The sequence below is a fragment of the Haemophilus pittmaniae genome (genome assembly GCF_900186995.1).
Lineage (GTDB): Bacteria > Pseudomonadota > Gammaproteobacteria > Enterobacterales > Pasteurellaceae > Haemophilus_D > Haemophilus_D pittmaniae.
This window is the reverse complement of record NZ_LT906463.1, coordinates 1219450-1244325: the sequence shown is the minus strand read 5'-3', so window position 1 is coordinate 1244325 and position 24876 is coordinate 1219450. Positions and strand designations below refer to the sequence as shown.

At 43.2% G+C, this 24876-nt stretch carries 22 protein-coding genes; 5 read left to right on the top strand and 17 right to left on the bottom strand.

Annotated features, from left to right (window positions below):
- Positions 1-20: 20 nt before the first annotated feature.
- Genes CKV74_RS06190 through CKV74_RS06175 form a run of 4 tightly spaced genes read right to left on the bottom strand, consistent with a single transcriptional unit; the run spans position 21 to position 2179 of the window.
- On the bottom strand, positions 21-326 hold the full coding sequence (locus CKV74_RS06190) for a DUF5374 domain-containing protein (protein WP_039847883.1): 306 nt from the start codon (positions 324-326) through the stop codon (positions 21-23).
- Positions 310-981, bottom strand: a complete 672-nt coding sequence (locus CKV74_RS06185; protein WP_007242990.1) for a DUF2572 family protein — start codon at positions 979-981, stop codon at positions 310-312. Before CKV74_RS06185 ends, CKV74_RS06190 begins: the two co-directional genes overlap by 17 nt.
- Positions 978-1664, bottom strand: a complete 687-nt coding sequence (locus CKV74_RS06180) for a hypothetical protein (protein ID WP_095176881.1) — start codon at positions 1662-1664, stop codon at positions 978-980. The genes CKV74_RS06185 and CKV74_RS06180 overlap by 4 nt, the downstream gene beginning before the upstream one ends.
- An 8-nt stretch (positions 1665-1672) precedes the next feature.
- Positions 1673-2179, bottom strand: a complete 507-nt coding sequence (locus CKV74_RS06175) for a prepilin-type cleavage/methylation domain-containing protein (RefSeq protein WP_095176879.1) — start codon at positions 2177-2179, stop codon at positions 1673-1675.
- Between the two features lie 199 nt (positions 2180-2378).
- Between CKV74_RS06175 and suhB the strand changes: the two genes are divergently transcribed.
- On the top strand, positions 2379-3176 hold the full coding sequence (gene suhB / locus CKV74_RS06170) for an inositol-1-monophosphatase (RefSeq protein ID WP_039847882.1): 798 nt from the start codon (positions 2379-2381) through the stop codon (positions 3174-3176).
- A gap of 164 nt (positions 3177-3340) precedes the next feature.
- On the opposite strand, the gene CKV74_RS06165 is transcribed toward suhB, so the two are convergent.
- The 12 genes from CKV74_RS06165 to seqA form a co-directional block, all read right to left on the bottom strand.
- Positions 3341-3826 (bottom strand): YbaK/prolyl-tRNA synthetase associated domain-containing protein, encoded by a 486-nt coding sequence (locus CKV74_RS06165; RefSeq protein ID WP_007243000.1) that lies wholly within the window; start codon positions 3824-3826, stop codon positions 3341-3343.
- A 147-nt stretch (positions 3827-3973) separates the two neighbouring features.
- Positions 3974-7423 (bottom strand): transcription-repair coupling factor, encoded by a 3450-nt coding sequence (gene mfd, locus CKV74_RS06160; RefSeq protein WP_095176877.1) that lies wholly within the window; start codon positions 7421-7423, stop codon positions 3974-3976.
- 88 nt (positions 7424-7511) lie between these two features.
- Positions 7512-7697 carry a DUF5363 domain-containing protein gene (locus tag CKV74_RS06155; protein ID WP_007243007.1) on the bottom strand — a complete coding sequence of 62 codons (186 nt, stop codon included), beginning with the start codon at positions 7695-7697 and terminating at the stop codon, positions 7512-7514.
- Positions 7681-9582: a tRNA(Met) cytidine acetyltransferase TmcA domain-containing protein gene (locus CKV74_RS06150; RefSeq protein ID WP_095176875.1), complete on the bottom strand. Its 1902-nt coding sequence runs from the start codon at positions 9580-9582 to the stop codon at positions 7681-7683. The genes CKV74_RS06155 and CKV74_RS06150 overlap by 17 nt, the downstream gene beginning before the upstream one ends.
- Positions 9582-11408, bottom strand: a complete 1827-nt coding sequence (locus tag CKV74_RS06145) for an ATP-binding protein (protein WP_095176874.1) — start codon at positions 11406-11408, stop codon at positions 9582-9584. The genes CKV74_RS06150 and CKV74_RS06145 overlap by 1 nt, the downstream gene beginning before the upstream one ends.
- A 35-nt stretch (positions 11409-11443) precedes the next feature.
- Positions 11444-12406, bottom strand: a complete 963-nt coding sequence (lpxM, locus tag CKV74_RS06140) for a lauroyl-Kdo(2)-lipid IV(A) myristoyltransferase (protein ID WP_007242975.1) — start codon at positions 12404-12406, stop codon at positions 11444-11446.
- An 11-nt stretch (positions 12407-12417) separates the two neighbouring features.
- Positions 12418-13185: a TSUP family transporter gene (locus CKV74_RS06135; protein WP_095176872.1), complete on the bottom strand. Its 768-nt coding sequence runs from the start codon at positions 13183-13185 to the stop codon at positions 12418-12420.
- A 9-nt stretch (positions 13186-13194) separates the two neighbouring features.
- Positions 13195-14052 carry a penicillin-insensitive murein endopeptidase gene (gene mepA, locus CKV74_RS06130; RefSeq protein WP_007242945.1) on the bottom strand — a complete coding sequence of 286 codons (858 nt, stop codon included), beginning with the start codon at positions 14050-14052 and terminating at the stop codon, positions 13195-13197.
- Positions 14053-14060: 8 nt separating this feature from the next.
- A complete protein-coding gene (gene aroC, locus CKV74_RS06125) occupies positions 14061-15134 on the bottom strand; it encodes a chorismate synthase (protein WP_007242861.1) in 1074 nt (357 codons plus the stop codon).
- Positions 15135-15250: 116 nt separating this feature from the next.
- Positions 15251-18616 (bottom strand): mechanosensitive channel MscK, encoded by a 3366-nt coding sequence (mscK, locus tag CKV74_RS06120; protein WP_095176871.1) that lies wholly within the window; start codon positions 18614-18616, stop codon positions 15251-15253.
- Positions 18616-20001 (bottom strand): o-succinylbenzoate--CoA ligase, encoded by a 1386-nt coding sequence (gene menE, locus CKV74_RS06115; protein WP_094188659.1) that lies wholly within the window; start codon positions 19999-20001, stop codon positions 18616-18618. The genes mscK and menE overlap by 1 nt, the downstream gene beginning before the upstream one ends.
- The gene (gene seqA / locus CKV74_RS06110; protein ID WP_007243039.1) at positions 19970-20608 is read right to left on the bottom strand and encodes a replication initiation negative regulator SeqA; all 639 of its coding nucleotides are present in this window, start codon (positions 20606-20608) and stop codon (positions 19970-19972) included. Before seqA ends, menE begins: the two co-directional genes overlap by 32 nt.
- A 70-nt stretch (positions 20609-20678) precedes the next feature.
- Here seqA and CKV74_RS06105 point away from each other — a divergent pair, with 70 nt between their 5' ends.
- The 3 genes from CKV74_RS06105 to fur all read left to right on the top strand — a co-directional run bounded on the left by CKV74_RS06105 (position 20679) and on the right by fur (position 22561).
- On the top strand, positions 20679-21473 hold the full coding sequence (locus CKV74_RS06105) for an alpha/beta fold hydrolase (RefSeq protein ID WP_007242989.1): 795 nt from the start codon (positions 20679-20681) through the stop codon (positions 21471-21473).
- A gap of 92 nt (positions 21474-21565) precedes the next feature.
- Entirely contained in the window at positions 21566-22090 is a 525-nt protein-coding gene (gene fldA, locus CKV74_RS06100; protein ID WP_007242928.1) for a flavodoxin FldA, read from the top strand.
- Between the two features lie 30 nt (positions 22091-22120).
- A complete protein-coding gene (fur, locus tag CKV74_RS06095) occupies positions 22121-22561 on the top strand; it encodes a ferric iron uptake transcriptional regulator (RefSeq protein ID WP_007242869.1) in 441 nt (146 codons plus the stop codon).
- Between the two features lie 161 nt (positions 22562-22722).
- On the opposite strand, the gene selD is transcribed toward fur, so the two are convergent.
- A complete protein-coding gene (gene selD / locus CKV74_RS06090) occupies positions 22723-23760 on the bottom strand; it encodes a selenide, water dikinase SelD (protein WP_095176870.1) in 1038 nt (345 codons plus the stop codon).
- 118 nt (positions 23761-23878) lie between these two features.
- Between selD and gntR the strand changes: the two genes are divergently transcribed.
- Positions 23879-24874: a gluconate operon transcriptional repressor GntR gene (gene gntR / locus CKV74_RS06085; RefSeq protein WP_007243038.1), complete on the top strand. Its 996-nt coding sequence runs from the start codon at positions 23879-23881 to the stop codon at positions 24872-24874.
- Positions 24875-24876 lie beyond the last annotated feature (2 nt).

The following is a 24876-nucleotide window of genomic DNA, read 5'->3' as shown; positions in this document are numbered from 1 at the left end:
GGCTGAATAATGGCGCTATTCTACCGATTTTTAAAGCGAAATTCACCCAAGGGATACTTCACCATTACATCATCCGATGTACAGCTGATTTGAAATTCAATGGAATTTTCGCGTAAGGCATTTTCGCAGCGCATCCCGGCCCAACGGCGATTCAGTTGGTTTTCAGCGATTTCAATCGCTTGATTATGCTGATAACGACGCATTGCCTCATAATTTAACCCACTACTCCAATGACTAAACAATAAGATCAAAAATGCCGAAATTGCTAACGCATACAACAACCCTAATAAACCATGCCCCGACATAGGCTTAATCTTTAACATCATAATCAATCCAACTCCGCGCCAAACGATGCCAAGCTCCGTAAGACAGTGCTTTTACTGTTTTTGCATGATAAGCATATGCTGCCTGCGCATTCACCTGCAATGCACCGCCGGTGATAATCGAACCGCGAAAGGTACCTTTACCACTTAATTCAAAATCCTGTTCGGCCAAAATGATGCCATATACCTCACCATTTAGCCGGGTATATCCCTTATTACGTGGAAACCAATAGATTTGCGGTGTTGCTGTCGGTTCCAAGTATAGAGGTGCATTGACAAAAGCTGCTGGCTCGGCCAACAGTTGGGTTACCGTCACAAATTGTTTTAGTTCACCAATATGACCTTTCTTGGTTATCGGCTTTTTAAAAAGCGCCTTTCGTTCGCACCAAATATAATGCAATGGTGCATCACTATAGCGAGCATTCCCAACAATCTCTATGCGCTGAGTAAGCTCATTTTCAGCCCCTATACCAAGACAGGGATCGCTCTTCGTATCAGCCGACTTGTGCTGCAACTCCCAAAAGGAATCCATATAATCTGAGCGTAACGCACTTTGTTGGCGTAAATAAGCAAGATTATCCTCAGCAAACAACAACGCTAACGTTAACCAGGCCGCTAAAATAATTAATACGCTTAAGCTGACAATTCCTCTTTTCATGGAGCATCTCCATTCAACAACGGAACTACTACGGCACTTTCATAAACGAGCTTGGGATGACTACGCAGACTCCCCTTAAGACGAATTTCAAGGAGGCGATTTTCTATAACCCAATGGCTAGAAAAATGGTTAATTTCAATTTTCTTCGGATCAAATAAATTATTCCAACGTCCTGCTGAACTGCAGCTTTTACTATCAAGAAAATCCCGACACCGATCACCGCTACAGCTATCCCAATCACTTTCCAAACGAGTTTTGAGTTGTAAATTTTTATTTTCCAGGCGATAACCGATTAAATCCTCTCCGGTATTCTTCGCAATATTGCGTTTTCCTCGAACACAGCCCTCAAGGCTCGGGCTTCCAACACAGCCATCTTGTTGGCGATCATAAAAAAATAAGAGGCAATTATCGGCAAGCGTCACATAATTTTGTCGCTCATCCAAATTAAATAAGGCCAAATTACTCTTTAAGGTATTTTTCGGTGCTGCACGAAATCCACTACGTCGCAATTCTTTAGCAATTAAGCGAATAGTACGCTGCAATTCACTCTGTAGTTCCAAACGAGCCGACCATTGTTGTTGAGCCCCCAAAATGCGGCTATAAAAATGACTCATAGCTAAAAGCAACAACACCGATAAACTCAAAGCAATCATTAATCCCAATAAACTCTGACCTTTATACATTCGCCCTCCTAAGCACAAGCACCAGCGGCTTCATCTCCCATACTTAGGCGATAATTAGCAAAACTAAAAATCACTTTTTGCTCACCAAGTTGTAAACGGAAACAGGCAGCCTTTTCGCTATGACGAACGCTATTGAGACGGGTAATCTCCTGCGGATACAAACTGTTGGCCGATAAATTGACTTTGCCCTTTTGTCGTGGATAAAAAAATTGAGCGTAAAGTTCTGTCGGACAATGATTTTTTTGCAAACAATTACAGCGATGTGATGCATTGGCTAGCTGCAAAGTAAAACACCAATCCGCCGTCACTGGATCCCGATTAGCCAACAACACCCAAGTCCCCGATGAATTTTCCGCCCGATTGAATGCTGCCTGTAAAAAATAATAAAGACGCTGTTGTTCCTGCGCTAACAACCAAGCATCATTCAGCTGCCATAAGGGTTTACTAAGCATTAATACCCAACTAATTAACAATAGCACCAACAAACTTTCCAATAAGGTCACGCCTTTTTTCATCACACCTCCCGGTTTATCGAAACAACTTAACGATGTCCCAACCAAGCGACAAGGAATAAAATAAAATCTACGATAATCCGCACAACATACGGGAAATCCCTGTGAAAAAGCGGGTAATAATGATTTTCGGCTGGCTATTTAAGAAAAGCTGTTTATAATAAGCGACTTCTTACTTTGTTCTTTTACACCCGGTGGAACTATGCATCCAATGTTAAATATCGCTATTCGTGCGGCACGAAAAGCGGGCAATGTAATTGCTAAAAATTATGAACGCCGCGATGATATCGAAACCCAACGCAAAGGCATTCACGACTACGTCACCAGCGTTGATAAAGCCGCTGAAGCGGAAATCATCGAAATCATCCGTAAATCCTATCCTGAGCACACAATTATTAGCGAAGAAGCCGGCGCTCTCGCTGGCCAAGATGGCGATGTGCAATGGATCATTGATCCCTTGGATGGCACCACCAATTTTGTGAAAGGACTACCGCATTTTGCCGTTTCCATCGCGATCCGCGTGAAAAACCGCACCGAAGTGGGCGTAGTTTACGATCCTATCCGTAATGAATTATTCACCGCTGTTCGTGGTGAAGGCGCCAAACTCAATGAATTACGTTTACGCGTTGACAATAAACAGGAACTCAACGGTGCCATCATCGCCACCGGTTTTCCATTTAAACAACCGCAACGTATGCCAACTCAATTTGCCATCATGCAACATTTGATTGAAGACTGTGCCGATTTTCGCCGCACCGGTTCTGCTGCGCTAGATCTGTGCTATGTAGCTTCAGCGCGAGTGGACGGATATTTTGAAATGGGCTTAAAAGCTTGGGATTGCGCAGCAGGCGAACTCATTGCACGTGAAGCCGGCGCATTGGTTTGCGAACTTGACGGTGGTCATAGCTATTTACGCAGCGGTAATATCGTCGCCGCACCAGCCCGCGTGCTAAAAGAAATGTTAGCTAAAATTCAGCCTTGCCTACCGCAAAGCGAATAATCTGCTGACAATAAGATTTTTCAATCAACCCTAATAAAATCAATGAGTTAGGGTTGATTTTCAAGAAAACTCTGAAAAAAGAGGGAGCGTTTAAAACACTCCCTCTTTTTTATTGGCCAATATCTTTATATTTGTAATCCCCTCAAAAAAGCAGGCTGTACCAATTAATCCTTCAGAATATCAACCAACAGTGGATTCACTACATTTGCATAATCCCGCGTATTAAGAATAATCGAACGCTCCAAGGTACCGGCATTAAAGGCCAATTCATCATAACGGGAAAGTAATGTCGGATCGGCAATCAACAACAAATCAGGATGAAAACTAAACGGTGGAATCGCACCAAAAACACAATCGGTTAAGTTTTCCACCTCCGCCGGGCTGGCAAGCGAAGCTTTGCTACCACCTAAGTGTGCCGCAACTTTGCTTAAATCCGCTTGCTGATCCGCCGGTAAAATCGCCAAAACCGCCTGCTTAACCCCATTCCCCTTCACTTTACATACTAAAGCCTTTGCGCCTTGTCCTAAGGCGGTTCCTCGAATCTTGGCAACTTCCTCGGATGTTCCTGCCGTAGGATGCTCCACCACGCGATAGCGCGCATGCTGCGCCTCTAAAAGCGCTATCAATTTTTCAAAGGTTTGTGCTGACATCTATATTCCCTAATCAATAATTTGGATTATGCGAAAAAGCATAAGTCGTCTAATTTTTCATTTTTAAACCATATCTAATAAAATCAATGACTTACGATTGATTTTAGCCGAAATATTGATTTTCGGTAGGGCGTTTTCAATCCATTATTAGCTGAGTCGCTCGACCAACTCTTCAACAAAGGCCAAACGTTCCTTATTTTCCAACAGCGGTTTCACAAATTTAAATTTAAGCGGTCCATCAAACCGATAGACGATTGGATTTTGTTGAATTAATTGAATTAATTTCTCCGCATCAACCTGGGCATTGGCGGCAAATTCAATAAATCCTCCCTGCGCGCCCGCATCGATTTTCACGACTTTCAGCGGTGTCACCGCCAACCGCATCGCAGCAATAGCAAACAGATTTTGCGCGGCTTCCGGCAAGGCACCGAAACGGTCGATCAATTCCACCTTCAATTCATTTAATTCGTCTTTGTTTTCCGCTGCGGCAATTCGTTTATAGAATGAAAGACGCATATTCACATCCCCCAAATAGGCTTCCGGTAACAAGGCCGGTAAACGCAATTCGATTTCCGCCTGTTGTTGGGTCAGCTCTTCTAAGGACGGTTCTCGTCCTTCTTTCAGAGCCTTCACTGCGGCATCTAACAATTCCATGTAGAGCGAAAATCCGATACTTTCGATCTGTCCGCTTTGCTCATTACCTAATAATTCACCGGCACCACGAATTTCCAAATCGTGGGTCGCCAAAATAAACCCAGCACCGAGGTTATCCAAACTTTCCAAGGCCTCTAAGCGACGTTTAGCATCTTTCGTCATGAGTTTTGGATTTGGAGTAAGCAAATACGCATAGGCTTGATGATGGGAACGCCCAACCCGTCCACGCAATTGGTGTAACTGAGCCAAACCAAAATTATCTGCCCGTTCGATGATCATGGTATTCGCGGTCGGCACATCAATCCCGGTTTCAATAATGGTGGAACAGACCAACACGTTATAACGCTGATGATAAAAATCACTCATCACCCGTTCCAATTCACGTTCACGCATTTGTCCATGGCCGATAATAATGCGCGCTTCCGGCACCAGTGTGGCTAAATTTTCCGCTGCATTATCAATACTTGCCACATCATTATGTAAATAATATACCTGACCACCGCGTAAAATTTCCCGTAAAATAGCCTCCCGCACCAACAAATCGTCTTTTTGTCGCACAAAGGTTTTAATGCTAAGACGACGCGCCGGTGGTGTGGAAATAATCGAAAGATCACGAATGCCATTCATCGCCATATTCAAAGTGCGCGGAATCGGTGTTGCGGTGAGGGTGAGAATATCGATATTGGCGCGCAATTGTTTGATTTTTTCTTTCTGTCCAACACCAAAGCGATGCTCTTCATCGATAATCAATAAGCCAAGATCATGAAAATGAACATCGGGTTGTAATAACTTGTGGGTTCCGATCAGAATATCTACTTTGCCATTGGCAACATTTTCCAATACCTGTTTCTGTTCTTTAGCGCTTTTAAAACGGGATAACACTTCCACATTCACCGGCAAATTAGCAAAACGATCTTTAAAATTATCGTAATGTTGTTGTGCCAATAAGGTCGTTGGCACTAATACCGCCACCTGTTTGGAGTTCATCACCGCCAAGAAGGCAGCCCGCATCGCCACTTCAGTTTTACCAAAGCCGACATCGCCACACACCAAACGATCCATCGCCTTCGGTTGGCACATATCGGAAATCACCGCATTAATTGCCATTTGTTGGTCATAGGTTTCTTCAAATGGGAAAGTTGCAGCAAATTGTTGATATTCATCGCGCGGATAATTAAAGGCAAAACCTTTTTTAGCTTCTCGCTGAGCATACACATCCAATAGCTCGGCAGCCACATCCCGAATTTTTTCGGCGGCTTTCTGACGGGTCTTCACCCAGGCTTCATTACCTAATTTATGTAATGGCGCACTTTCATCGCTTCCCCCCACATAGCGACTAATCAGATGTAATGAACCGACCGGCACATACAACTTGGACTCATTGGCATAATTCAGTAACAAATATTCTGCAGCAATGCCACCCGCATCTAAAGTGACCAAACCGCCGTAACGTCCCACCCCATGATCCAAATGCACTACCGGTTGACCTATTTTTAATTCGGCTAAATTGCGCACTAAGGTATCGGGATTGACACTTTTTCGTTTATCGCGTGCGCGTTGCTGCACCCGTTCACCTAAAATTTCATTCTCCGTTAACAGCGCCAATGCGGTCGGTTGATTATCCGTTGGTTCAATAATAAATCCCTGTTCCATGGCGCTAATCCATAGCGCATATTTCTCCGCAAGAGCAGCAGTTGGGTGAAGCACACTTTTCGGCTTGAGTTTTAACGGCGTTAACAAATCCAATAAGGTTTCCCGTCGCCCTTCGGTTTCTGCGCAAAATAACAAATTGCCACGAAAACTTTCGACAAAATGACGCAATTGAGCCAAGGGTTCTTTCTGGTTAGATTGCAAGGTCAAAGGTGGCAAGGAGGCTAACGGTAAATTCTGTTTAGCAGCACTACGACGAACCTTTTCCGGGCTCAGGGTAATTTTCGGATATTGTTTGAGCTGTCGGTTGAGCTCATCAATCCGCAACCAAAGCCGTTCCGGGGGCAGTAATGGGCGCATCGGATCAGCCTTACGTTGCTGATAGCGATTAGCGGCATCTTGATAAAAACGTTCCGCCTGTTCAATATTCGCCAGCATATCAATAAACAGGGTTTGCTCAGGTAAATAATCAAATAAAGTCGCCATTTCCGCAAAAAACAACGGTTGCCAATATTCGATCCCAGCTACTAAAGTACCCTTGCTAATTTGCTGATAAATATGTTCCGCATCACGACGAATTTCACCAAATGTCTCGCGAAATTGACTACGGAAGAATTCAATTCCTTTCTCATCTATTGGAAATTCATGAGCTGGTAATAATTGGATAGAAGGAATTTCGGCTGAAGTACGCTGAGTATCCACATCAAAGGTACGAATCGAATCAATTTCATCATCAAAAAAGTCTAAACGATAAGGTGTGCTACTCCCCATTGGGAAAAGATCTAAAATCGCTCCGCGCACGGCATATTCACCATGCTCCAATACCTGTTCTACCGCTCGATAGCCGGCTGCTTCCAACTGTAAACGCATTTTATCGATGACTAAGCGGTCGCCTTTTTTGATTAAAAGGACATTATGTTGCAGGAATTGTGGTGGACAAAGACGTTGCATCAATGTGCTAATCGGCAGAATCAAGATCCCTTGGCGACTATTTTGTAAATAAAATAAGGCACTCAACCGATTGGAAATAATATCTTGATGGGGAGAAAAGTTATCATAGGGCAATGTTTCCCAATCAGGGAAAAATTGCACCGTAAGTGACGATAATGCTTTAAGCACGCGAGTAAGCCGCTGGGCACTTTGGCTATTTGGTGTAACAACTACAGTTAACCCTTGATGGCGGCTAGCGGTTTCACTGATCACCAATGCATCGGCACTACCAATAATATTGCCTAGAGTCTTATGATCGGCAGCTGTATTAGGAATTTCAAAATCAAAAAAATAATGCTTCATACCACATTCAAAAAATGAAAAAGTTGTGTTTAGTTTAGCTTAATCCCCCATTTTTTGAAAGTTAGAATCTGTATAAAAAAACAGGCCTTCAGCCTGCTTTTTTATTATCTAAATCCTCTAACGGTGGATCTTTTTTTAAATTACCATCTTCATCAAATTCCACCTTCGGCATACAACTACGACAACCGCCCTTATCCAAGCCCAATTCCTTACAAAATTGGTCGTACGCCAGCCAAGCTCGTTTTAATAACCCCGGTTTACCTTGTTCTTGCACGCTGCTCCTCCAGATATTGCGCTATTTCCAAACGCAGTGATTTTAAGTGATTTTTCATCGGTGAGGGTAGTTTTTTTATAGCTAAAAATGTCGCAATTTTAGGTAAAGCCGTCTCTCCAGCTTTTGCCACTAAACGACGTAAAGCCGGTACAACAGATTCCAAGGGATAATAGGCAAAGGCAAAAGTGTCCAAATGTGTCCAGTCAATGGTCGTTAATTGCCAATCCTCCGGAAAGTGGAATTGTACCCGTAAAGGATGAAAAGAAAGAGCGATATCCCGTACAAAATAATCTGCAGCTTGTTGACACAGCGCCTTACCTGCCGGAGTAATGCCTTGTAGTGCGATTGCACTAAAAGTACCGGATGAAGCTTCTCGGTGTGCGCCTAAATGCACCAAAGTAAAACCATTATGACACCAGAACGCCGCCAATTCCGGCGAATAAGAAAAAGCAACCGATAAAAAATCTACCTCTGCTTGGGATTTAGCATAATCAAGTAGCCTAGAACCCAATCCCTTGCGTTGCCAATCCGGCAGTAACGCAATACGTGAAATACGCAATGAGCGCAAACCGCATGCCTGTGGCAAATGATGCTGTAAGCATAAGGCCTGTGCGGCTAAATTACCTTTTGGTCGTCTTTCTCCGCGCGCAATTGCTGTGATTAATTGCTCATCACATAAACCACCTTCTTCAAGCATCCAAAGCGCGCCTAAAAGAGCTTGTATTTGGTTCTCCAAGACAAAAAAATGTTGTCGCCGCCCATCCAATAAACGTCGTAAATCTAAAGGAGAAGTTCGATAATGAGCAATTGTCAATAGTCCATAAAATACCTCAGGATGGCAGCTAATTTCTTGCTGTGTCATTTCTTTAAACGAAAGCACATCCTGTGGATTAAAGGCGCATTGAGGAAAGGTATCCTCCGCATTTAACAATAACAATTCCTCAATAAAGGCTTCCAGGGGATCATTAAGCGGCCAACGTAGTGGTTTATCTAAGGAAAGCGAAACAAAGGAACGTCCATATTGTTGCAGAATCCGTTGAAATTTTAAGGCAAAACCCCGCCCTGTTCCTTCATAACTATGAATCGTGGTGCTAAAAACAATATGTTTAAAATAGCGACTGAATAAGGCCAATTGAGGTAATGGAATCATTGCAGCCTCATCCACTAATAACCACGCATTATCGGCAAATCCCGGTGTTTTTTGCAGACTTTCGGCTAATGCATCCGGGGCAATAAAAGGTACCTGATATTCACTAAAATGCTGCAGAGTGTTTACCGCATTTTTATTAGGAGCGGTTAAATAAATAGATTCATGTAATTGATTGGCCAGTAACCCCAATAATGCCGACTTACCCCGCCCACGCTTAGCGGTGAGCAAATAAATTTCTTTTTGTCGCCGTAAAATTTGTTCAAGCAAGGCCTGTTGCTCATCGGTGGCCTGTAGTGTATCTGTTGTGGTAGTCGCTGAAGGATTATCTGTTGCCCCATTTAAGCTATTTAGGACTGGTAATGGCGTCGTTTGCTGTACTGGATAAAAACCAAAGCGTTCTATCAAGCGTTTGAAATACAGCGCAAAGGTGGGCGAGGCTATCGCTGTCGACTCGCCAGCCCAACGTAAACTGTCTTGGTCTAGTCGAGACTCAAGCGAATGCCAAGACGGCAAACGTAAATATAATTTTCCCCCTTGCTTAATGGTTCCTGCGGCAATCGCTAAGGCTTCCAAATGAAAACCCGTACGGGCATCAAATTCAATGGCTGAAAATTCCTGCCCCAACAAATTGGCAGCCTGATTAAATGCGATTCCCTCTCCCCCGATTAATAAAACATCCTCATTGAATGGTCGGGGTTCATCAGAAAACAAAATAAGTAATTGACGGGGGTGCATCAGCTTGTCCGTAAATAATCCTGCAATTGTTGTATTTGCAACGGATATTGAGCTTGCAGCCAGTGAATGCGATCTTCCAACATCAACGCCCAACTCTCATCTATTTGTTGTAACTTTTGCGCGGTTTGCTGTAACAATAAACATCCCATAGATGCACAAGCACCTTTGATTTTATGAGCAATATCAGCCACTTCTTGTGCGTTATGCCCGGTTTGTAAATAATCCCGATACGCTTGTTGTAATTCTTCCAGATAAAGCGGCATTTGTTGTTGAAATAAACGCAAATTTTGTTCCATTTGCGTTTTTCCTAATAAATCAATTAGCTGCCGATTCAGCTCATGGCTAACAACGTTTGCATCAGATTCAACCGAAGAAAATTCAACATCATCAAAAAAACGGCTAAAGCATTGTTTGAGTTCGGCTACATCAAGTGGTTTACGCAATACCGCATCCATCCCCTGAGTCTGATAATCCCGCTCGCTTTGCATGACATTGGCAGTAAACGCAATTAATGGAGGTAAATAATCGTAAACGCCCATTTCATAACGCTCACGCAAATATTGTGCAATCTCAAATCCCGACATATCGGGTAATTTAATATCCAATAGGATGAGGTCATAACTCTTTTGCTCAAATAAGCGAATAGCTTCCGCCCCATTGCGAGCAATCTCGACTTGCTGGCCTAATTTTTCTAAAGTTTTTTGTGCCACAATCACATTAAGTTCCACATCCTCAACCAACAAGACCCGTAATCCTGAAATAGTTTGAGCTTCTGCTTGTTGTGGTGCGGTCGTCGATTCTGCAAGAAATGAAAAGGAAAATGTGGAGCCTTCGCCTAAGTGGCTTTTCACCGTTAAATCCCCTTGCATCAATTTGGCTAAATTTTTCGAAATAGCTAATCCAATACCACTACCAGCCGCTCTATGTTGACTATCCTGCGATTGATAATACATGGTGAAAATATTCTTTAATTCTTCATCAGCAATACCGCTTCCGGTATCGGCAAGCTGAAATACATAAGCATTTTCCCCCTGCTTCTCTAGGGTTAAGATAATTTCCCCCTGCTCGGTAAACTTCACCGCATTGCTAATTAAATTCCATAACACCTGACATACCCGCGTACGATCCAGCATCAACCATTGCGGTAAATTCTCCGGACAATGTAAATGAAATGCCAAGCCTTTCTGGCGGGCCATTAAATGGGCTATATGATAAACATCATTGAGTAAGGCGGGAAAATCTGTAGGCTGTGGATGTAATTCAATACGTTTGCTGTCAATTTTATCCAAATCGATAATATCGCTAAAAATATAGCCAAGACTTGAGGCACTAACATTGATGGTTTGCAGATAATCCCGTTGTTGTGGCGTCAAGGGTTCATCCAACAAAATACGGCTCAAGCCAATAATACCGTTTAAGGGGGTGCGTAGCTCATGGCTAATAGTTGCCATTAAGGTTGTCTTATCACGATTATTTTTTGCCAAGCGGGCTAGCGCTTCCGATAACTTCTGTTCGGCACAAATACGATCAGCAACTTCCTTACGTAAAGAAACTACGGAATTAGAGAGGGCTTGACGGGAACGTTCCAAACGTTCGACCAACAATGTAAAAAAATAAATTACGAATGGCGCGGTAAATAGACCAAAAACAATAGAACGTAAAATATCCTGCCAATGCACGGTATTACTAATTGCCAAACTTAATAATATCTGCACAGATAAAGCCAACACAGCCACGATCACAATTCCCAGCAAGGAAAAGCGAACCCGCCCCAAACGAATCACCCAATCGATATAACGTTGGGCAAAATACTTTAAATTTTTCATAGTTTGCTAATCCTATTAACCCCAAACACCTCGGCTTAATCCATTTTGTAAATATCGCTACCATCCCGACGGGTACGCAATAATTGTAGAATCCACACATATTGCGCAGGATCCTGAGTCACAAAACTTTCAATTTCAGCATTCATTGCCCGAGCCGACTGTAGTGGATCGTCAGTCAGCTGCATTGGAGGGTGAATTTCCATTTCGTATTTGCCGCGTGACGCGTTATAGCGAGGGAACATAGGAATAACCACCGCTTTAGCCAGTTTAGCCATTTTATTTAATCCTGGCAGAGTGGCTTTATAGGTGGCAAAAAAATCTACGAAGACACTTTGCTCCGCACCAAAATCCTCATCGGGTAAATAATAACCAAGCTGTCCCTGTTTAATATGCGCTAAAAACGGTTTAATACCATTCTGCCGTGCATGCATTTGTCCGCCGAAGCGTTGACGGGCTAAAGTCCAAAGCCAATCCACTAAAGGGTTTCGATGGGGGTTATACATAGATGTCATTGGCATGCCTTGGGTATGCAGAATAATCCCTGAGGCATCAATTGCCCAACCATGAGGCACCATTAAAATAATATTATGTCCTTCCGCTTTAGCTTGGCGAATATATTCCAACCCAATAAACTCACTGCGTTGCTGTAAATGCCGCTGCGAACGGACAGCAATTTCACCAATTCCAAGCATGACCTGCGCCACCACGACAAACATATCTTCAATCACCTGTTGACGTTTGCTTTCCGACCATTCAGGAAAACACAGGCGTAAATTCACCATAGCACGATGTTTGGGTTTTCCTGCCCGCTTAGCAACCAACCGGCCTACAGCTGCAGCCAATTTATCGCGTAAGCGAAAAGGCACAAAAGCCAACAATAAGAGGAAAAACATACCCAACCAAATGCCCCAATACTTAGGTAATAAATAAGACCAAGTAAAATGGGGTTGGTAACCGGTTCGGGCAGTTAAACGAAGGTGTTGTTGAGAATCAGTCATACATTATCAAATTAAAAATTAAACCAACCTTGGTCATAGCACAATTTGAGAGTCATTATAAAGGACATCACTACGACCATTGGGCGGATCAGTTGTCGCCCCCGGCTCATCACCATTTTGGCCCCCAAATTGGCACCGAGCATCGCCCCGGCCATCATCACCAAACCGACAGACCATACAATATGCCCTCCGCCCAAAAACATTAATAATGCAGCAAAGTTGGAGGATAAATTCATTACCTTGGTATGGGCAGTTGACTTGGTCAAGTTAAATCCCAAGAACAGCACGCAAGCCAAATTCATCAATGAACCTGTCCCAGGTCCAAAAAAACCATCATAAAAACCAAGCCCTATACCAAAAATTAAGGCAAAGGCGGCATAGGATATACGATTCTTGCGATCATCTGCGCCCAATTTAGGGGTAAATAAAAAATAAAGGCCGATTGCCAAAATCAAAAACGGCAACAGCATCTTTATAAATCCCGGATCCAAACGCTGAATCACCAAAGCACCTAATAGACCACCGATAAAAATCATCAGTAAAATAAACCAAAAGGACTTTAAATCCACCGCCTTTTTCCGCAAAAAATACGCACTGGCCGATAATACGCCACCAAATGCCTGTAGTTTGTTCGTACCCAATGCCATTGCTGGCGGCATACCGGTCATTAATAAGGCAGGAATAGTAATCAACCCACCACCACCAGCAATCGCATCAATAAATGCGGCAACAAAAGCGGCCATAAATAACAGGGCAAAGACCTCAAATCCCAACTCCATCATCATGCCTTACTCCAACCACTCAGCACGATTTGGTGAAGTTAAAACCTGTTGGCATAAAAACGGCTCCGGCGGAGTTACTTTCGGTTTATTGCTACCACTACTCGGTTTGGCCGGCTCAAACCAAGAATAAAGCTCATCACCACAACCATCTCCCGCCGGTACAGGCGCCTGATCTTCACAATAGGTTGCATCCTTCGGACAGGCTATACGCACATGGAAATGCGAGTCATGACCAAACCAAGGACGAATTTTATGTAACCAATTCCGATCATTGCCTGCGGTTTGACAAAGTTTTAATTTAATTGCCGGATTAACAAAAATCCGTGTCACTTTGGGATCTTCCGCTGCTAATTTAATTAATTTAGCATGATTATTATTCCAAATCTGTTCATCCACCCGCTGGGCCTGCCGATCGACAACCAAGAGGCCTTTACCGTCAGAGTTTAGCGCGTCACTATCGGACATTGTGCCCATACGCAACCAAATATCCGCATCTAACCCCATTTGGTGGCTGGCGTGTCCCGTCAAAAACCGTCCGCCGCCGGGCATAGCAATATCGCCCACCAACATGGTTGGTAAACCGGCCGCTTTCACCCGCTCGCCAAGACGCTGTAAATAGGCGATCATCTCCGGATGCCCGTAATAACGGTTTTTATTCATTCGAATGACTTGATAGCCATCACCTTTATAAGGCAATGCTTGGGCACCAATAATACAACCATTGGAATAACTACCAATCGGTTGTGCCTTGCCATCTTGTGCCGGAATCGGCCATTTAATCGCCTGCCATTCCTGTGGGGATGCCAAGCTTACTGCAGCATAACAAGCAATGATTAGCCCTAACCCTTTACTGAATAACTTCATCATATGTCCTATTTGCACTGGGCTTTAAAACGTAATAAATGATCCAACAACACAATTGCCATCATCGCCTCGGCAATCGGTACTGCGCGGATTCCAACGCAGGGATCATGACGTCCCTTGGTGATGACCTCCACCGGTTCACCATCCAAATTAATTGAACGTCCGGGAATAGTAATGCTGGAAGTTGGTTTTAAAGCTATAGTAGCCACAATGGGTTGACCGGAACTGATACCGCCTAAAATGCCACCGGCATGATTGGATAAAAAGCCTTGTGGCGTTAATTCATCACGATGTTGGCTACCACGTTGTTCTACCACGCCAAAACCATCTCCGATTTCCACACCTTTCACCGCATTAATGCCCATTAAAGCATGGGCTAAATCGGCATCCAAACGGTCAAATACCGGTTCGCCTAGTCCCGCCGGTACATGTTCTGCTACAACGGTCAATTTGGCACCAATCGAATCCCCCTGCTTTTTCAAATCGCGAATCAGTTCTTCAAAGGCTTCTGCGGTTGCTTGATCTGGACAGAAAAACGGATTGCTATTCACAAAGCCCCAATCAATCTCCGCCAAATCTAATACTGGTGTTTTCACCTCACCGATTTGGCTTAAAAAACCCCGGACTTCAATCCCAAATTGCTCGCGTAAATATTTTTTGGCAATTGCCCCCGCCGCAACCCGCATTGCCGTTTCTCGCGCGGAAGAACGACCACCACCACGATAATCGCGAATACCGTATTTTTGCTGATAGGTAAAATCCGCATGTCCCGGCCGGAAACGATCCTTGATGTCGCCATAGTCTTGCGAGCGTTGATCGCCATTTTTAATTAACAAACCAATGCTCGTGCCGGTGGTTTTTCCTTCAAACACACCGGATAAAATCTGCACTTCATCCGCTTCACGACGCGCTGTCGTAAATTGCGAACTGCCCGGTTTACGGCGATCCAAATCCGGTTGTAAATCCGCTTCCGATAATGCCATGTTGGGAGGTACGCCATCCACAATAGCGCCCAAAGCGATACCATGTGACTCACCAAAGGTGGTCACCCGAAATAATTGTCCGATGCTGTTGCCTGCCATAATATGCTCTCTTTTTTATGTGTGTGGGAGCTTATAAACGCCCCCTTGAAAAAATAAGTTTTCTTAAAAATAACACCTAAGTCATTGATTTTATTATAATTGACTTAAAAATCGATTTATTCCTTGATGATCCCTAATTTGGTCGCATCAACAAAAGGAATTTCCTCACCGGTGGTTTTATTTTTGATAAAAATATCCAATTGATTGAAGGCGATATCTACACCATTTTCCGTCAAAATATCATTCACCCGACGATTCAGCGCATCAATGGTGTTGGTTCGTTCTGCCACCTGTGCAATATACACACGTAATTCATGATCCAAGGTGCTGGCACCAAAGGCCATAAACAAAGCACGGGGTTCTGGATCCTTAAGGATATTCGGTTGCTCCGCGGCTGCCTGTAATAATAATTTTTTCACCAAATTCAAATCTGTGCCATAGGCTACCCCAACGGAAATTACCACGCGGGTAATTGGGTTGGTTAACGCCCAGTTAGTCACCTCTCCGGTCACAAAGGATTTATTCGGTACGATCACTTCCTTACGATCCGCATCAATTAAGGTGATAGCGCGAATACGGATTTTCGATACCGTACCGGTGGAACCATTGATGGTTACCGTATCGCCCACCCGAATCGGCCGTTCGAATAACAAGATGATACCGGACACAAAGTTAGCAAAAATTTCCTGCATACCGAAACCCAACCCCACCGACAACGCGGCAAATAACCATTGTAATTTAGACCAGGACATCCCTAGGGTCGCAAACGCCCAAGCTCCCCCAATTGCAACAATCGCATAAGTGAGCAAGGTAACAATAGTGTAAGGCGTTCCTTGTGAGAGTTTAATCCGTGAGAAAATTAGTACTTCTAAAATCCCCGAAAGGTTGCGCACCAAAATATAGGTAATCAATAAAATAACTGAAGCAACTAATAGATTAAACAACGAAATAATTTCGGTGACCGTTCCCGCATCGGTGGTGGTGGTTTGAGACCAAAGGGTTACGCCCTGCAAATAGCTTGCCACCGTGAGTAAATCTGACCACACATAATAGAAGATGACCAGTAATGCTGTCCAAATAAAGAGATCGGCAAAGGAGGTCAATTGGCTACGTACTTGATTGATTGCCAATCCTTCTTCCTGCTCGCTAATTTGTACCACATCTTCACCGGAACCATTTTCGCCATTACTGCTAGACGCCTGCTGTTGACGACGTTTTTCCTGTAAACGGCGATACGCTAAACGACGGGAAGCAACGGAAATGCCCCGATAAATAGTGCGCCGGATTAATATCCAAACCACCCAAGCAATGTAGGTTTTAATAATATGGTTAATCAAAATAAGGGCGGTGTAATAATAGCCGACCGACACTAACACAATTAGGATTATCGGCATCAATAGAATCGCAATCCGCACCAAGCGCATAATGATCGAATCACCATCTGTCTGCGCTAAACTGTCCTGCAGATTTTCGGTCGCTTTACGGAAACGTGGCGCCACAATAATGATGCAGAATAATAACGCCACAATGGTAATGATCTCGCCCATGACATCACCTGTAATGCCGCTATCCACCGCATTACTGAAGATGGAGGTATTTAACAGCATTACCACTAATACAATAATACGTTTAGTAACGCCCCGCATGCGATCTGCGTTATCTTGTGAAAAACCGAAATGGCGTACCGCAATACCATTAGGACGTAAAATGGCTAAGGCAAAGGAGAAAAACCACCAATAAACCGCCATTTGCAACGACCAATTCCAAAATTCCGACGGGTTTTTAAAGAAGAAAAAGCCTATCGGTAGACAGAATGCTAAAAACCATAGTGCACCGGAAAGGGAAAGCAACGCCGTCAACAACAGTGCAATCGGTGTATGCCATTGACTATCGCCGCGTAAAGTATTGATTTCTCCATGAATTAACGATAAACGATGCTTAATCCATTCCCTAAATTTAAAGATAACCCCACCAATGGCCGCCAATAAAAATACAAAACCAAATAAGTAAGGGGCATCACCCGGATCATTAATAAAACCAAGTTTTTTACCAATGCCATCAAATTGGGCTCTTAAGGCTCCCGGCAACATTTTGAACCAATCCAGATTGATTTGATTGTTACTTTTTACCCAAAAGCTTTGCTGATCCAATTTAGACTGTAACTGATCACTAATTTGCGTAATCTGTTGTTGGGTCAGTTCTAAGTTAATTGCCAAATTTAACTGATTATTTAAGGACTTAATCACATCCGTAGAAATCTTGCGGCGTTCCGTCAATAAATTTTTCAGTTGCGTTTTTTCAGTATTGCTAAAGGTTTGTCCTTCATCCTGTTGTAATTTATTGATGTAAGCATCCACATCGTAAAGTTCGTTACGTTTCTGCGTAATATCAAAAATCTTAACTCGCAGATCGGCGATTTGTTTGGAAAGTCCTTGGATATTCAGATTGGTTGGTAATCGCTGTTTTTGTTGCTGGATAATCCGGGAAAGCACTAAAGTACCCTGCAATGCACTGATCTGCTCATCGATAGTATGTTGGGTCTGTTTCAGGTTATCCAACACATTACTCATGCGTAATTCATCCTGCGACAAACTGTTAGTTTTTTCAGTTTGTTGCAGCAATAACTGACTTAATTGAGCATTACGATCCAATTCCTGTTGAACATAATCGCTGGTAGTAGAAGCTCCTTGTTGCTGCTGTTGAACCTGTTGAACCTGATCCTTCGATTGAGCCAAATTACGTTGGTTGATTTGCTCCTGTACGGCGCTGAATTGCTGTTGCTGTAGCTGTAATTTTAGGTTGAGCAAATCATAACGACTTTGATATAGCACGGTAAGCAAATCGCTATTTTTCAACATAATTTGGTTATAGGCATTTTTGAGCTCGATTAAATTTAACTCTAATTGATATTGCTGTTTTTGTGCTGAAGAGGTTGAGCTATTGGCGAGTGCTTGATTAATATTTTGGGTGCGTTGTAAATTTTCGGTCAATGCGGTTTGTGCCCGTTCAGAAACTGAATTTTGACTACTTAATAAACCATTAGCAGTACTTAAATCCGTTTGTGTCTGCTGTTGTTGAGCAGTGAGTTTTTCCAATAACTCTTGTAAGTCATCCACGGAAACATTGTTGTAATCGCTGCTTTTCGCTGTTCCCAATTGTTTCTTAAAGGTTTGCGCGTCATTATTATTTTTTTGAATTTCAGCGTCAGCGGCCGCAATCGTATTTTGTAGGTCATCATTGGCTTTTTGTTGAGTTTGAATTTGTTTTAATAAATCCAAAGAGCCTTGAATCGTCGAAATAAGCGTGTTTTTATCATCGCCATCCGGCAATTTTTGCGCATTAGTCAAATCACTTTTAAGGGCTTTTTCTGTCGGCAACGTATTCGCTGCAGTATCTGCATTTACCGGTAAACCGATACACAATGCCAAACCGGCTACAGCCCAGAGGCTCCGCCATTTACTGGAAGAATTAAATAGACTCATTATTTTGCTGATTTTCCTTGTTGTGCCAGCCAATCGGCAAGGCGGCTACGCGAAAGTTTAATCGCGCCATCATTAAATTGGGGTAACGGGTAATAGGCAATTGGTTGTTTAAAACGTTCCAAACGCCCTTGTAAGAAATCGCGTAAACGGATTACCGCAGATTCTGAGTAATCATCCACAAACTCCAATAGCGCAACCGGCCGCTGGCCGAATTCCGAATCATTTTGTGGTAATACAAAAGCCTGTTTTACTTCTGGCCATTGTAAGATTAACTGTTCAATTTCTTCCGGTTGAATATTTTCACCACCGGAAATAAACATATTATCGATACGTCCTAGGCAATGCCATTCATTGTCCAACCAAGCGCCTTTATCCTTAGTTGGGAAAAAACCTTCTGCGTTTGCCAAGGATACTATTTCACCGTGCTGCCAATATCCTAACGCCATACCGGCACCACTTAAATAAATTTCATCTCCAACTAATTTGAGGTGTCGACCGGATAACGGCAACCCAACTCCCTCTTTACCGTTAAAAACTTTAGCACAAACCGTTGAAGCCATTTCCGTCAAACCATAACCATTGAATGCTATCACATCCCAATGAGCCAATTGATTACCTAATTCCAGTGGAATCCGACTGCCGCCGAGCAATACTGCTTTAGTTTGCGGTTTTTGTGAATGCTGAGCCAAATAAGCTAACCAACGTTGCACCTGAGTAGGTACTAAAGAAGCATGGGTTACACTATTTAATGTTTGATAAAAATCCGCCTGTGGAAAAACTAATTCACCACCGACAGATAACCAGCGCCAAACGATGCCTTGCCCCGATACATGATAAAGCGGCAAAGAAAATAGCCAGGAAGAATCCGCAGTAAAATTCATTAATTCACAAACACCTAGAGCATTCGCTAAATGTGCAGATACGTTGTGAACCGCTGCTTTGGGCATCCCGGAGGAGCCGGAGGTGAGGGTCAAGGTTGCCGGTTCGGCTGATGAGAAATTTGGTAAGGGAGCAATCAAAGCGCATTCGTCGATATCCGCTTCGGAAAAACAAAAATCAACCGCTAATTCACTACACAACAATTCTATTTTATCTGCGGGAAAAGCCGGATTAATCCCCACGACTTTTGCCCCAAGTGCAATTGTTGCTAGATATAAAAATAGCCCTTTTTCACTATTTTTTCCGCAAAACGCGACTAAATTTCCACGAGCAACACCTTTATGCTGTAAAAATCCCGCGGTTAAATTAATTTTTTCTGCTACTTGCCCCCAACTAACAACGCCGCCCTGCGTGGTGCGCAAGGCGGGTCTATGGGAAAACTGCGAATCGGCTGAATATTGCAGCCAAGGTAAATTAGTTGGCGACAAAGTAGTTACGCACTTCATTAATCAAAGATTCAGGTAAATTCATGGATTGCATTGCCCCCTCCAGCATCAGCATTTTACGGCCACTATTAGTATTGGTAATCACCCAATAAGGCGTATCCGGAATTTGTTTTGGTTTAGTGTGATTACCAGCCATCAATAAGGTTCCTTCATCGCGGGCAAAATAAACCCGAGTGCGGCCTTGTAATGATTCGGTAGCTAAGGCAAAACTTTCCGGATCGGTACGATAAAGCACCCGTAAAATAGCCAAGAAACGAATCACAGCTTTAGTTTCTTCCTTAAATTCGGTGGAATTCAATAATGCCAAGACTTTATCAACGGTTTGTTGAATAGCACCATCAGATTGTTTTTTGATCGTTTTTACCGGCTCATCAAAGGCTGGAGAATCAACAACCGGCTTTTCAGGCTCTGATTTTGGAGAATTAACCGATACGGTTTGTTCGGCGGCTTTGCTTTCCGGCGGCACTAAGGTAAACACCTCACCCAATGCAGCGGCTTGTGGTAAATGGAGCAAACGACGAAGAATATCGGATGCACTTTCGCCAATCGATTGGGTTTGACCCGCAATATATTGATATAACTCTTCATCCACTTCGATAATCTTCATTTCTTATGCTCCATTTGCTAGAATTTTCACTCTATTATAACGACTTCGGAAAATTTCTCACCTAAAAAATATGTCTGCAAGCCAATTATTAAACTTCCAATTTCATCAAGCAAAACAAGCAATTAATCCACAAACGCTGGTTTTTATTCACGGTTTATTCGGCGATATGAATAATCTTGGAATAATCGCTCGGGCGTTTAGCGATCACTACAATATTTTACGCGTCGATTTACGTAATCACGGCGAGAGTTTTCACACTACTGAAATGAACTACGCTTTGATGGCACAAGATCTGCTGGCAGTCTTGGATAACTTGCATTTATCGCAAGTGATTTTAATCGGCCACTCGATGGGCGGAAAAACCGCAATGACTTTAGCGGCCATGGCACCACAACGGATCAGCAAGCTAATTGTCATTGATATCGCCCCTGTGACTTATAGCCATCGCGAACACGCTCCAATCTTCCAAGGATTATTTGCAGTCAAAGATGCTAAGGTAGAAACCCGCCAACAGGCAAAACCGATTTTAGAAAAAGCCATAAACGATGAAAGCGTCGTGCAATTTATGCTTAAATCCTTCTCGGCTCAAGCACCGGAATCCTTCCGTTTTAATCTGAGTGGCTTATTTGCCAACTACGATCATCTCATGGGATGGCAGGAAGTGTATGCTGTAGTGCCGACACTATTTATTAAGGGTGGCAATTCATCCTATATCCAACCACAATTTAGCGAACAGATTTTAGCGCAGTTTCCGAATGCCTCCTCATTCACGATCAACGGTTGCGGACACTGGGCTCATGCCGAAAAACCGCCCTTTGTGATTCGAGCGATTGAGCGATTTCTAAATAAGAATGAATATGTTTAAATGATAATCACTTTATGTTATAGTGCCACGCAAATTGTGAGGTTATTACCTCTATTTTCAACCAATTTTATGTGATTAAAAGGAAAGAACAAATGGCAGTTGTTGGCTTATTTTATGGCAGTGACACCGGCAATACAGAAAATATTGCCAAAATGATACAAAAACAATTAGGTAGCGAATTAGTCGATATTCGCGATATAGCCAAAAGCAGTAAAGAAGATATCGAAGCCTATGATTTTCTACTGTTCGGAATTCCAACCTGGTATTACGGTGAAGCACAAGCAGACTGGGATGATTTTTTCCCAACCTTAGAAGAAATTGATTTCACCGACAAATTAGTGGCTATTTTCGGTTGCGGTGACCAAGAAGACTACGCCGATTATTTCTGCGACGCCATCGGCACAATTCGCGATATCGTTGAACCTCGTGGTGCAATTGTGGTCGGCCATTGGCCAACCGATGGTTATAGTTTCGAAGAGTCCAAAGCATTATTAGAACCAGGTACTTTCATCGGTTTGTGCATTGATGAAGATCGTCAACCTGAATTGACTGCCGAACGTGTCGAAAAATGGACGAAACAAATTTATGACGAAATGTGTTTGGCGGAATTAGCTTAACGCTAAACACAATAAAATTAAGGGAACGCTATGTCTGAAGAAAATGTTAAACTGCTGAAAAAAGCCGGCTTAAAAATTACTGAACCGCGATTAACCATTTTGGAATTAATGCAAGGTCGCAAAAATGAGCACTTTTCTGCGGAAGATGTGTACAAAATTTTGTTGGAGCAAGGAAGTGAGATTGGTCTTGCAACGGTGTATCGCGTTCTCAATCAGTTTGATGAAGCCCATATTTTAATCCGCCACAACTTTGAGGGAAACAAATCCGTCTTTGAATTGGCACCAACCCAGCATCATGATCACATTATTTGTGAAGATTGTGGCAAAGTGTTTGAATTTAACGACAGTGTTATCGAACAACGCCAAAAGGAAATCAGCGAACAATACGGCATCAAGCTAAAAGCCCACAGCTTGTATCTGTATGGTAAATGTAGCGATATCAACAAATGTGACGAAAATCCGAAAAAATAAATTTTAATGGCATAAAAAACGCGCCTGAGGATATTCCTCAAGCGCGTTTTTTATTACTTAGCCTATATTATCGCAGGAAAAAGCGATTTTTAGACAAATATTAGTAAAATCAATGGTTTAGGCTTATTTTTAGCAAAAACTCTAAAAATCGAGGGGGCGTTTTACACCACCTCGACCACGACGCCATCCCGCGGTGCAATCAATTCTCCCACCGGATAAATCGCAATCCCCGCCTTTTCAGCGATAGCTAGCAGTGCCTGTTCAGCTTCCGGTTTGATCGCCACCAGCAACCCACCAGAGGTTTGCGGATCACAAAGCACCGCTTTTTGATAATCGCTTAACGGACCTATTTTGTGGCCATAGCTTTCAAAATTACGATTTGTTCCCCCCGGTACACAACCTGCAGCGATATATTCCGGTACTCCATCAAGGGTTTGCACCTGGTCAAAGTGTACCCGAGCATTCACGCCGGAGCCTTCACAAATTTCTGCTAAATGTCCTAATAAACCGAAACCGGTAACATCGGTCATCGCAGTCACGCCAGGTAAATCAGCAAATTGACTACCGATACTGTTCATTTGACACATCGCCGCAGTCGCCAATCCCCGATGTTCTGGTTTTAATTTCCCCTTCTTCTCGGCCGTAGTAAGCACACCAATACCTAATGGCTTAGTGAGATACAGTTTGCAACCAGCCTGTGCGGAAGCATTACGTTTGACCCTTGCAGTATCAATCACACCGGTTACCGCTAAACCAAAAATAGGCTCTGGCGCGTCAATTGAGTGTCCTCCAGCCAATGATATACCGGCTTCATGGCAAGCTGCGCGGCCACCATCAACAATCTTTTGCGCGACTTCCGGCGGTAATACGTTAATCGGGAAACCAAGAATCGCAATCGCCATAATCGGCTTGCCGCCCATAGCAAAAATGTCGCTAATCGCATTGGTTGCAGCGATACGGCCAAAATCAAAAGGATCATCGACAATGGGCATAAAAAAGTCAGTGGTACTGATAATGCCAATACCATTGCCTAAATCATATACCGCGGCATCATCAGCGGTTTCATTACCCACCAATAAGCGCGGATCAGTAAATTTTTCCAGTTCGCTTTGTAAAATTGTCCCTAACACCTTAGGCGAAATTTTACAGCCTCAACCCGCTCCGTGGCTGTACTGAGTTAAACGAATATCTTCAGTCATTAGCATTCCTTTTATTAACAACAAGAGTCGCGATTATACCTGCTTTTAGTGAAAAATGCGGTGGAAAATACGGAGTTTTTGCTATACTTCCCGATTATTTTTTGTAGTTTAATTTCTAATGAAGCATCGACGCCCTACTTTACAAGATATTGCCAACCACCTCGGCATCACCAAAATGACCGTGAGCCGTTATTTGCGTAACCCAACTGCAGTCGCCCCAGAAACCCGCGAAAAAATTGCCGCGGCAATCGAACACTTCGGCTATATTCCGAATCGCGCACCAGACATTTTGTCCAATGCCAAAAGTAAAGCGATCGGCGTGTTGCTTCCTTCACTCACCAATCATGTATTTGCCGATGTGCTCAAAGGCATTGAGCTGGTTACCGATCAAGCCGGCTACCAAACCATGTTGGGGCACTACGGATATAGTGCGAAAAAGGAAGAAGAACGTATTGAAAGTCTGCTTTCCTACAATATTGATGGATTAATTTTATCGGAAAATTTTCATTCCTTGAGAACCCTAAAAATGTTGCAAATCGCCAATATTCCGGTTATTGAAATCATGGATAGCTCACAACCGGGCATTCAACAGGTTATTGGGTTTGATAATGTTGCAGCTGCTCAGGAAATTGTAGAAACCATGATTATGCGGGGACACCAACATGTGGTGTATTTTACCGCCCGTATGGATAAACGCACTCAACTTAAAATGCAGGGCTACGAACAAGCCATGAAAAAACATGGATTGGAACCCTATAGTTTAATTACCGAACAACCTTCATCTTTTACTTTGGGAGCGCAGCAATTGCGTAAAATTCTGCAACGCCGTCCGCAAACCGATGGTATTTTCTGTACGAATGATGACTTAGCGATTGGTGCTCTATTTGAATGTCAGCGCTTAGGCATAAAAGTCCCTGAGCAAGTTGCTATCGCCGGTTTCCATGGCCATGATGTTGGTTATTCGGTCAGCCCACAGCTTGCCACCGTGGTTACACCACGTTTGGAAATGGGACGCCTAGCGGCACAGGAATTATTGGCTCGTCTAGAGGGCCAACCTATAGAACAAAAAATAATGGATTTGGGCTACCAAATCCATCTAGGGGAAAGTATTTAATC

What these genes read in the sequence shown, in the direction of transcription:
- CKV74_RS06190 (WP_039847883.1), bottom strand. Translation starts at nt 326, where the DNA reads ATGATGTTAAAGATTAAGCCTATGTCGGGGCATGGTTTATTAGGGTTG.
- CKV74_RS06185 (WP_007242990.1), bottom strand. Translation starts at nt 981, where the DNA reads ATGAAAAGAGGAATTGTCAGCTTAAGCGTATTAATTATTTTAGCGGCC.
- CKV74_RS06180 (WP_095176881.1), bottom strand. Translation starts at nt 1,664, where the DNA reads ATGTATAAAGGTCAGAGTTTATTGGGATTAATGATTGCTTTGAGTTTA.
- CKV74_RS06175 (WP_095176879.1), bottom strand. Translation starts at nt 2,179, where the DNA reads ATGAAAAAAGGCGTGACCTTATTGGAAAGTTTGTTGGTGCTATTGTTA.
- suhB (WP_039847882.1), top strand. Translation starts at nt 2,379, where the DNA reads ATGCATCCAATGTTAAATATCGCTATTCGTGCGGCACGAAAAGCGGGC.
- CKV74_RS06165 (WP_007243000.1), bottom strand. Translation starts at nt 3,826, where the DNA reads ATGTCAGCACAAACCTTTGAAAAATTGATAGCGCTTTTAGAGGCGCAG.
- mfd (WP_095176877.1), bottom strand. Translation starts at nt 7,423, where the DNA reads ATGAAGCATTATTTTTTTGATTTTGAAATTCCTAATACAGCTGCCGAT.
- CKV74_RS06150 (WP_095176875.1), bottom strand. Translation starts at nt 9,582, where the DNA reads ATGCACCCCCGTCAATTACTTATTTTGTTTTCTGATGAACCCCGACCA.
- CKV74_RS06145 (WP_095176874.1), bottom strand. Translation starts at nt 11,408, where the DNA reads ATGAAAAATTTAAAGTATTTTGCCCAACGTTATATCGATTGGGTGATT.
- lpxM (WP_007242975.1), bottom strand. Translation starts at nt 12,406, where the DNA reads ATGACTGATTCTCAACAACACCTTCGTTTAACTGCCCGAACCGGTTAC.
- CKV74_RS06135 (WP_095176872.1), bottom strand. Translation starts at nt 13,185, where the DNA reads ATGGAGTTGGGATTTGAGGTCTTTGCCCTGTTATTTATGGCCGCTTTT.
- mepA (WP_007242945.1), bottom strand. Translation starts at nt 14,052, where the DNA reads ATGAAGTTATTCAGTAAAGGGTTAGGGCTAATCATTGCTTGTTATGCT.
- aroC (WP_007242861.1), bottom strand. Translation starts at nt 15,134, where the DNA reads ATGGCAGGCAACAGCATCGGACAATTATTTCGGGTGACCACCTTTGGT.
- mscK (WP_095176871.1), bottom strand. Translation starts at nt 18,616, where the DNA reads ATGAGTCTATTTAATTCTTCCAGTAAATGGCGGAGCCTCTGGGCTGTA.
- menE (WP_094188659.1), bottom strand. Translation starts at nt 20,001, where the DNA reads ATGAAGTGCGTAACTACTTTGTCGCCAACTAATTTACCTTGGCTGCAA.
- seqA (WP_007243039.1), bottom strand. Translation starts at nt 20,608, where the DNA reads ATGAAGATTATCGAAGTGGATGAAGAGTTATATCAATATATTGCGGGT.
- CKV74_RS06105 (WP_007242989.1), top strand. Translation starts at nt 20,679, where the DNA reads ATGTCTGCAAGCCAATTATTAAACTTCCAATTTCATCAAGCAAAACAA.
- fldA (WP_007242928.1), top strand. Translation starts at nt 21,566, where the DNA reads ATGGCAGTTGTTGGCTTATTTTATGGCAGTGACACCGGCAATACAGAA.
- fur (WP_007242869.1), top strand. Translation starts at nt 22,121, where the DNA reads ATGTCTGAAGAAAATGTTAAACTGCTGAAAAAAGCCGGCTTAAAAATT.
- gntR (WP_007243038.1), top strand. Translation starts at nt 23,879, where the DNA reads ATGAAGCATCGACGCCCTACTTTACAAGATATTGCCAACCACCTCGGC.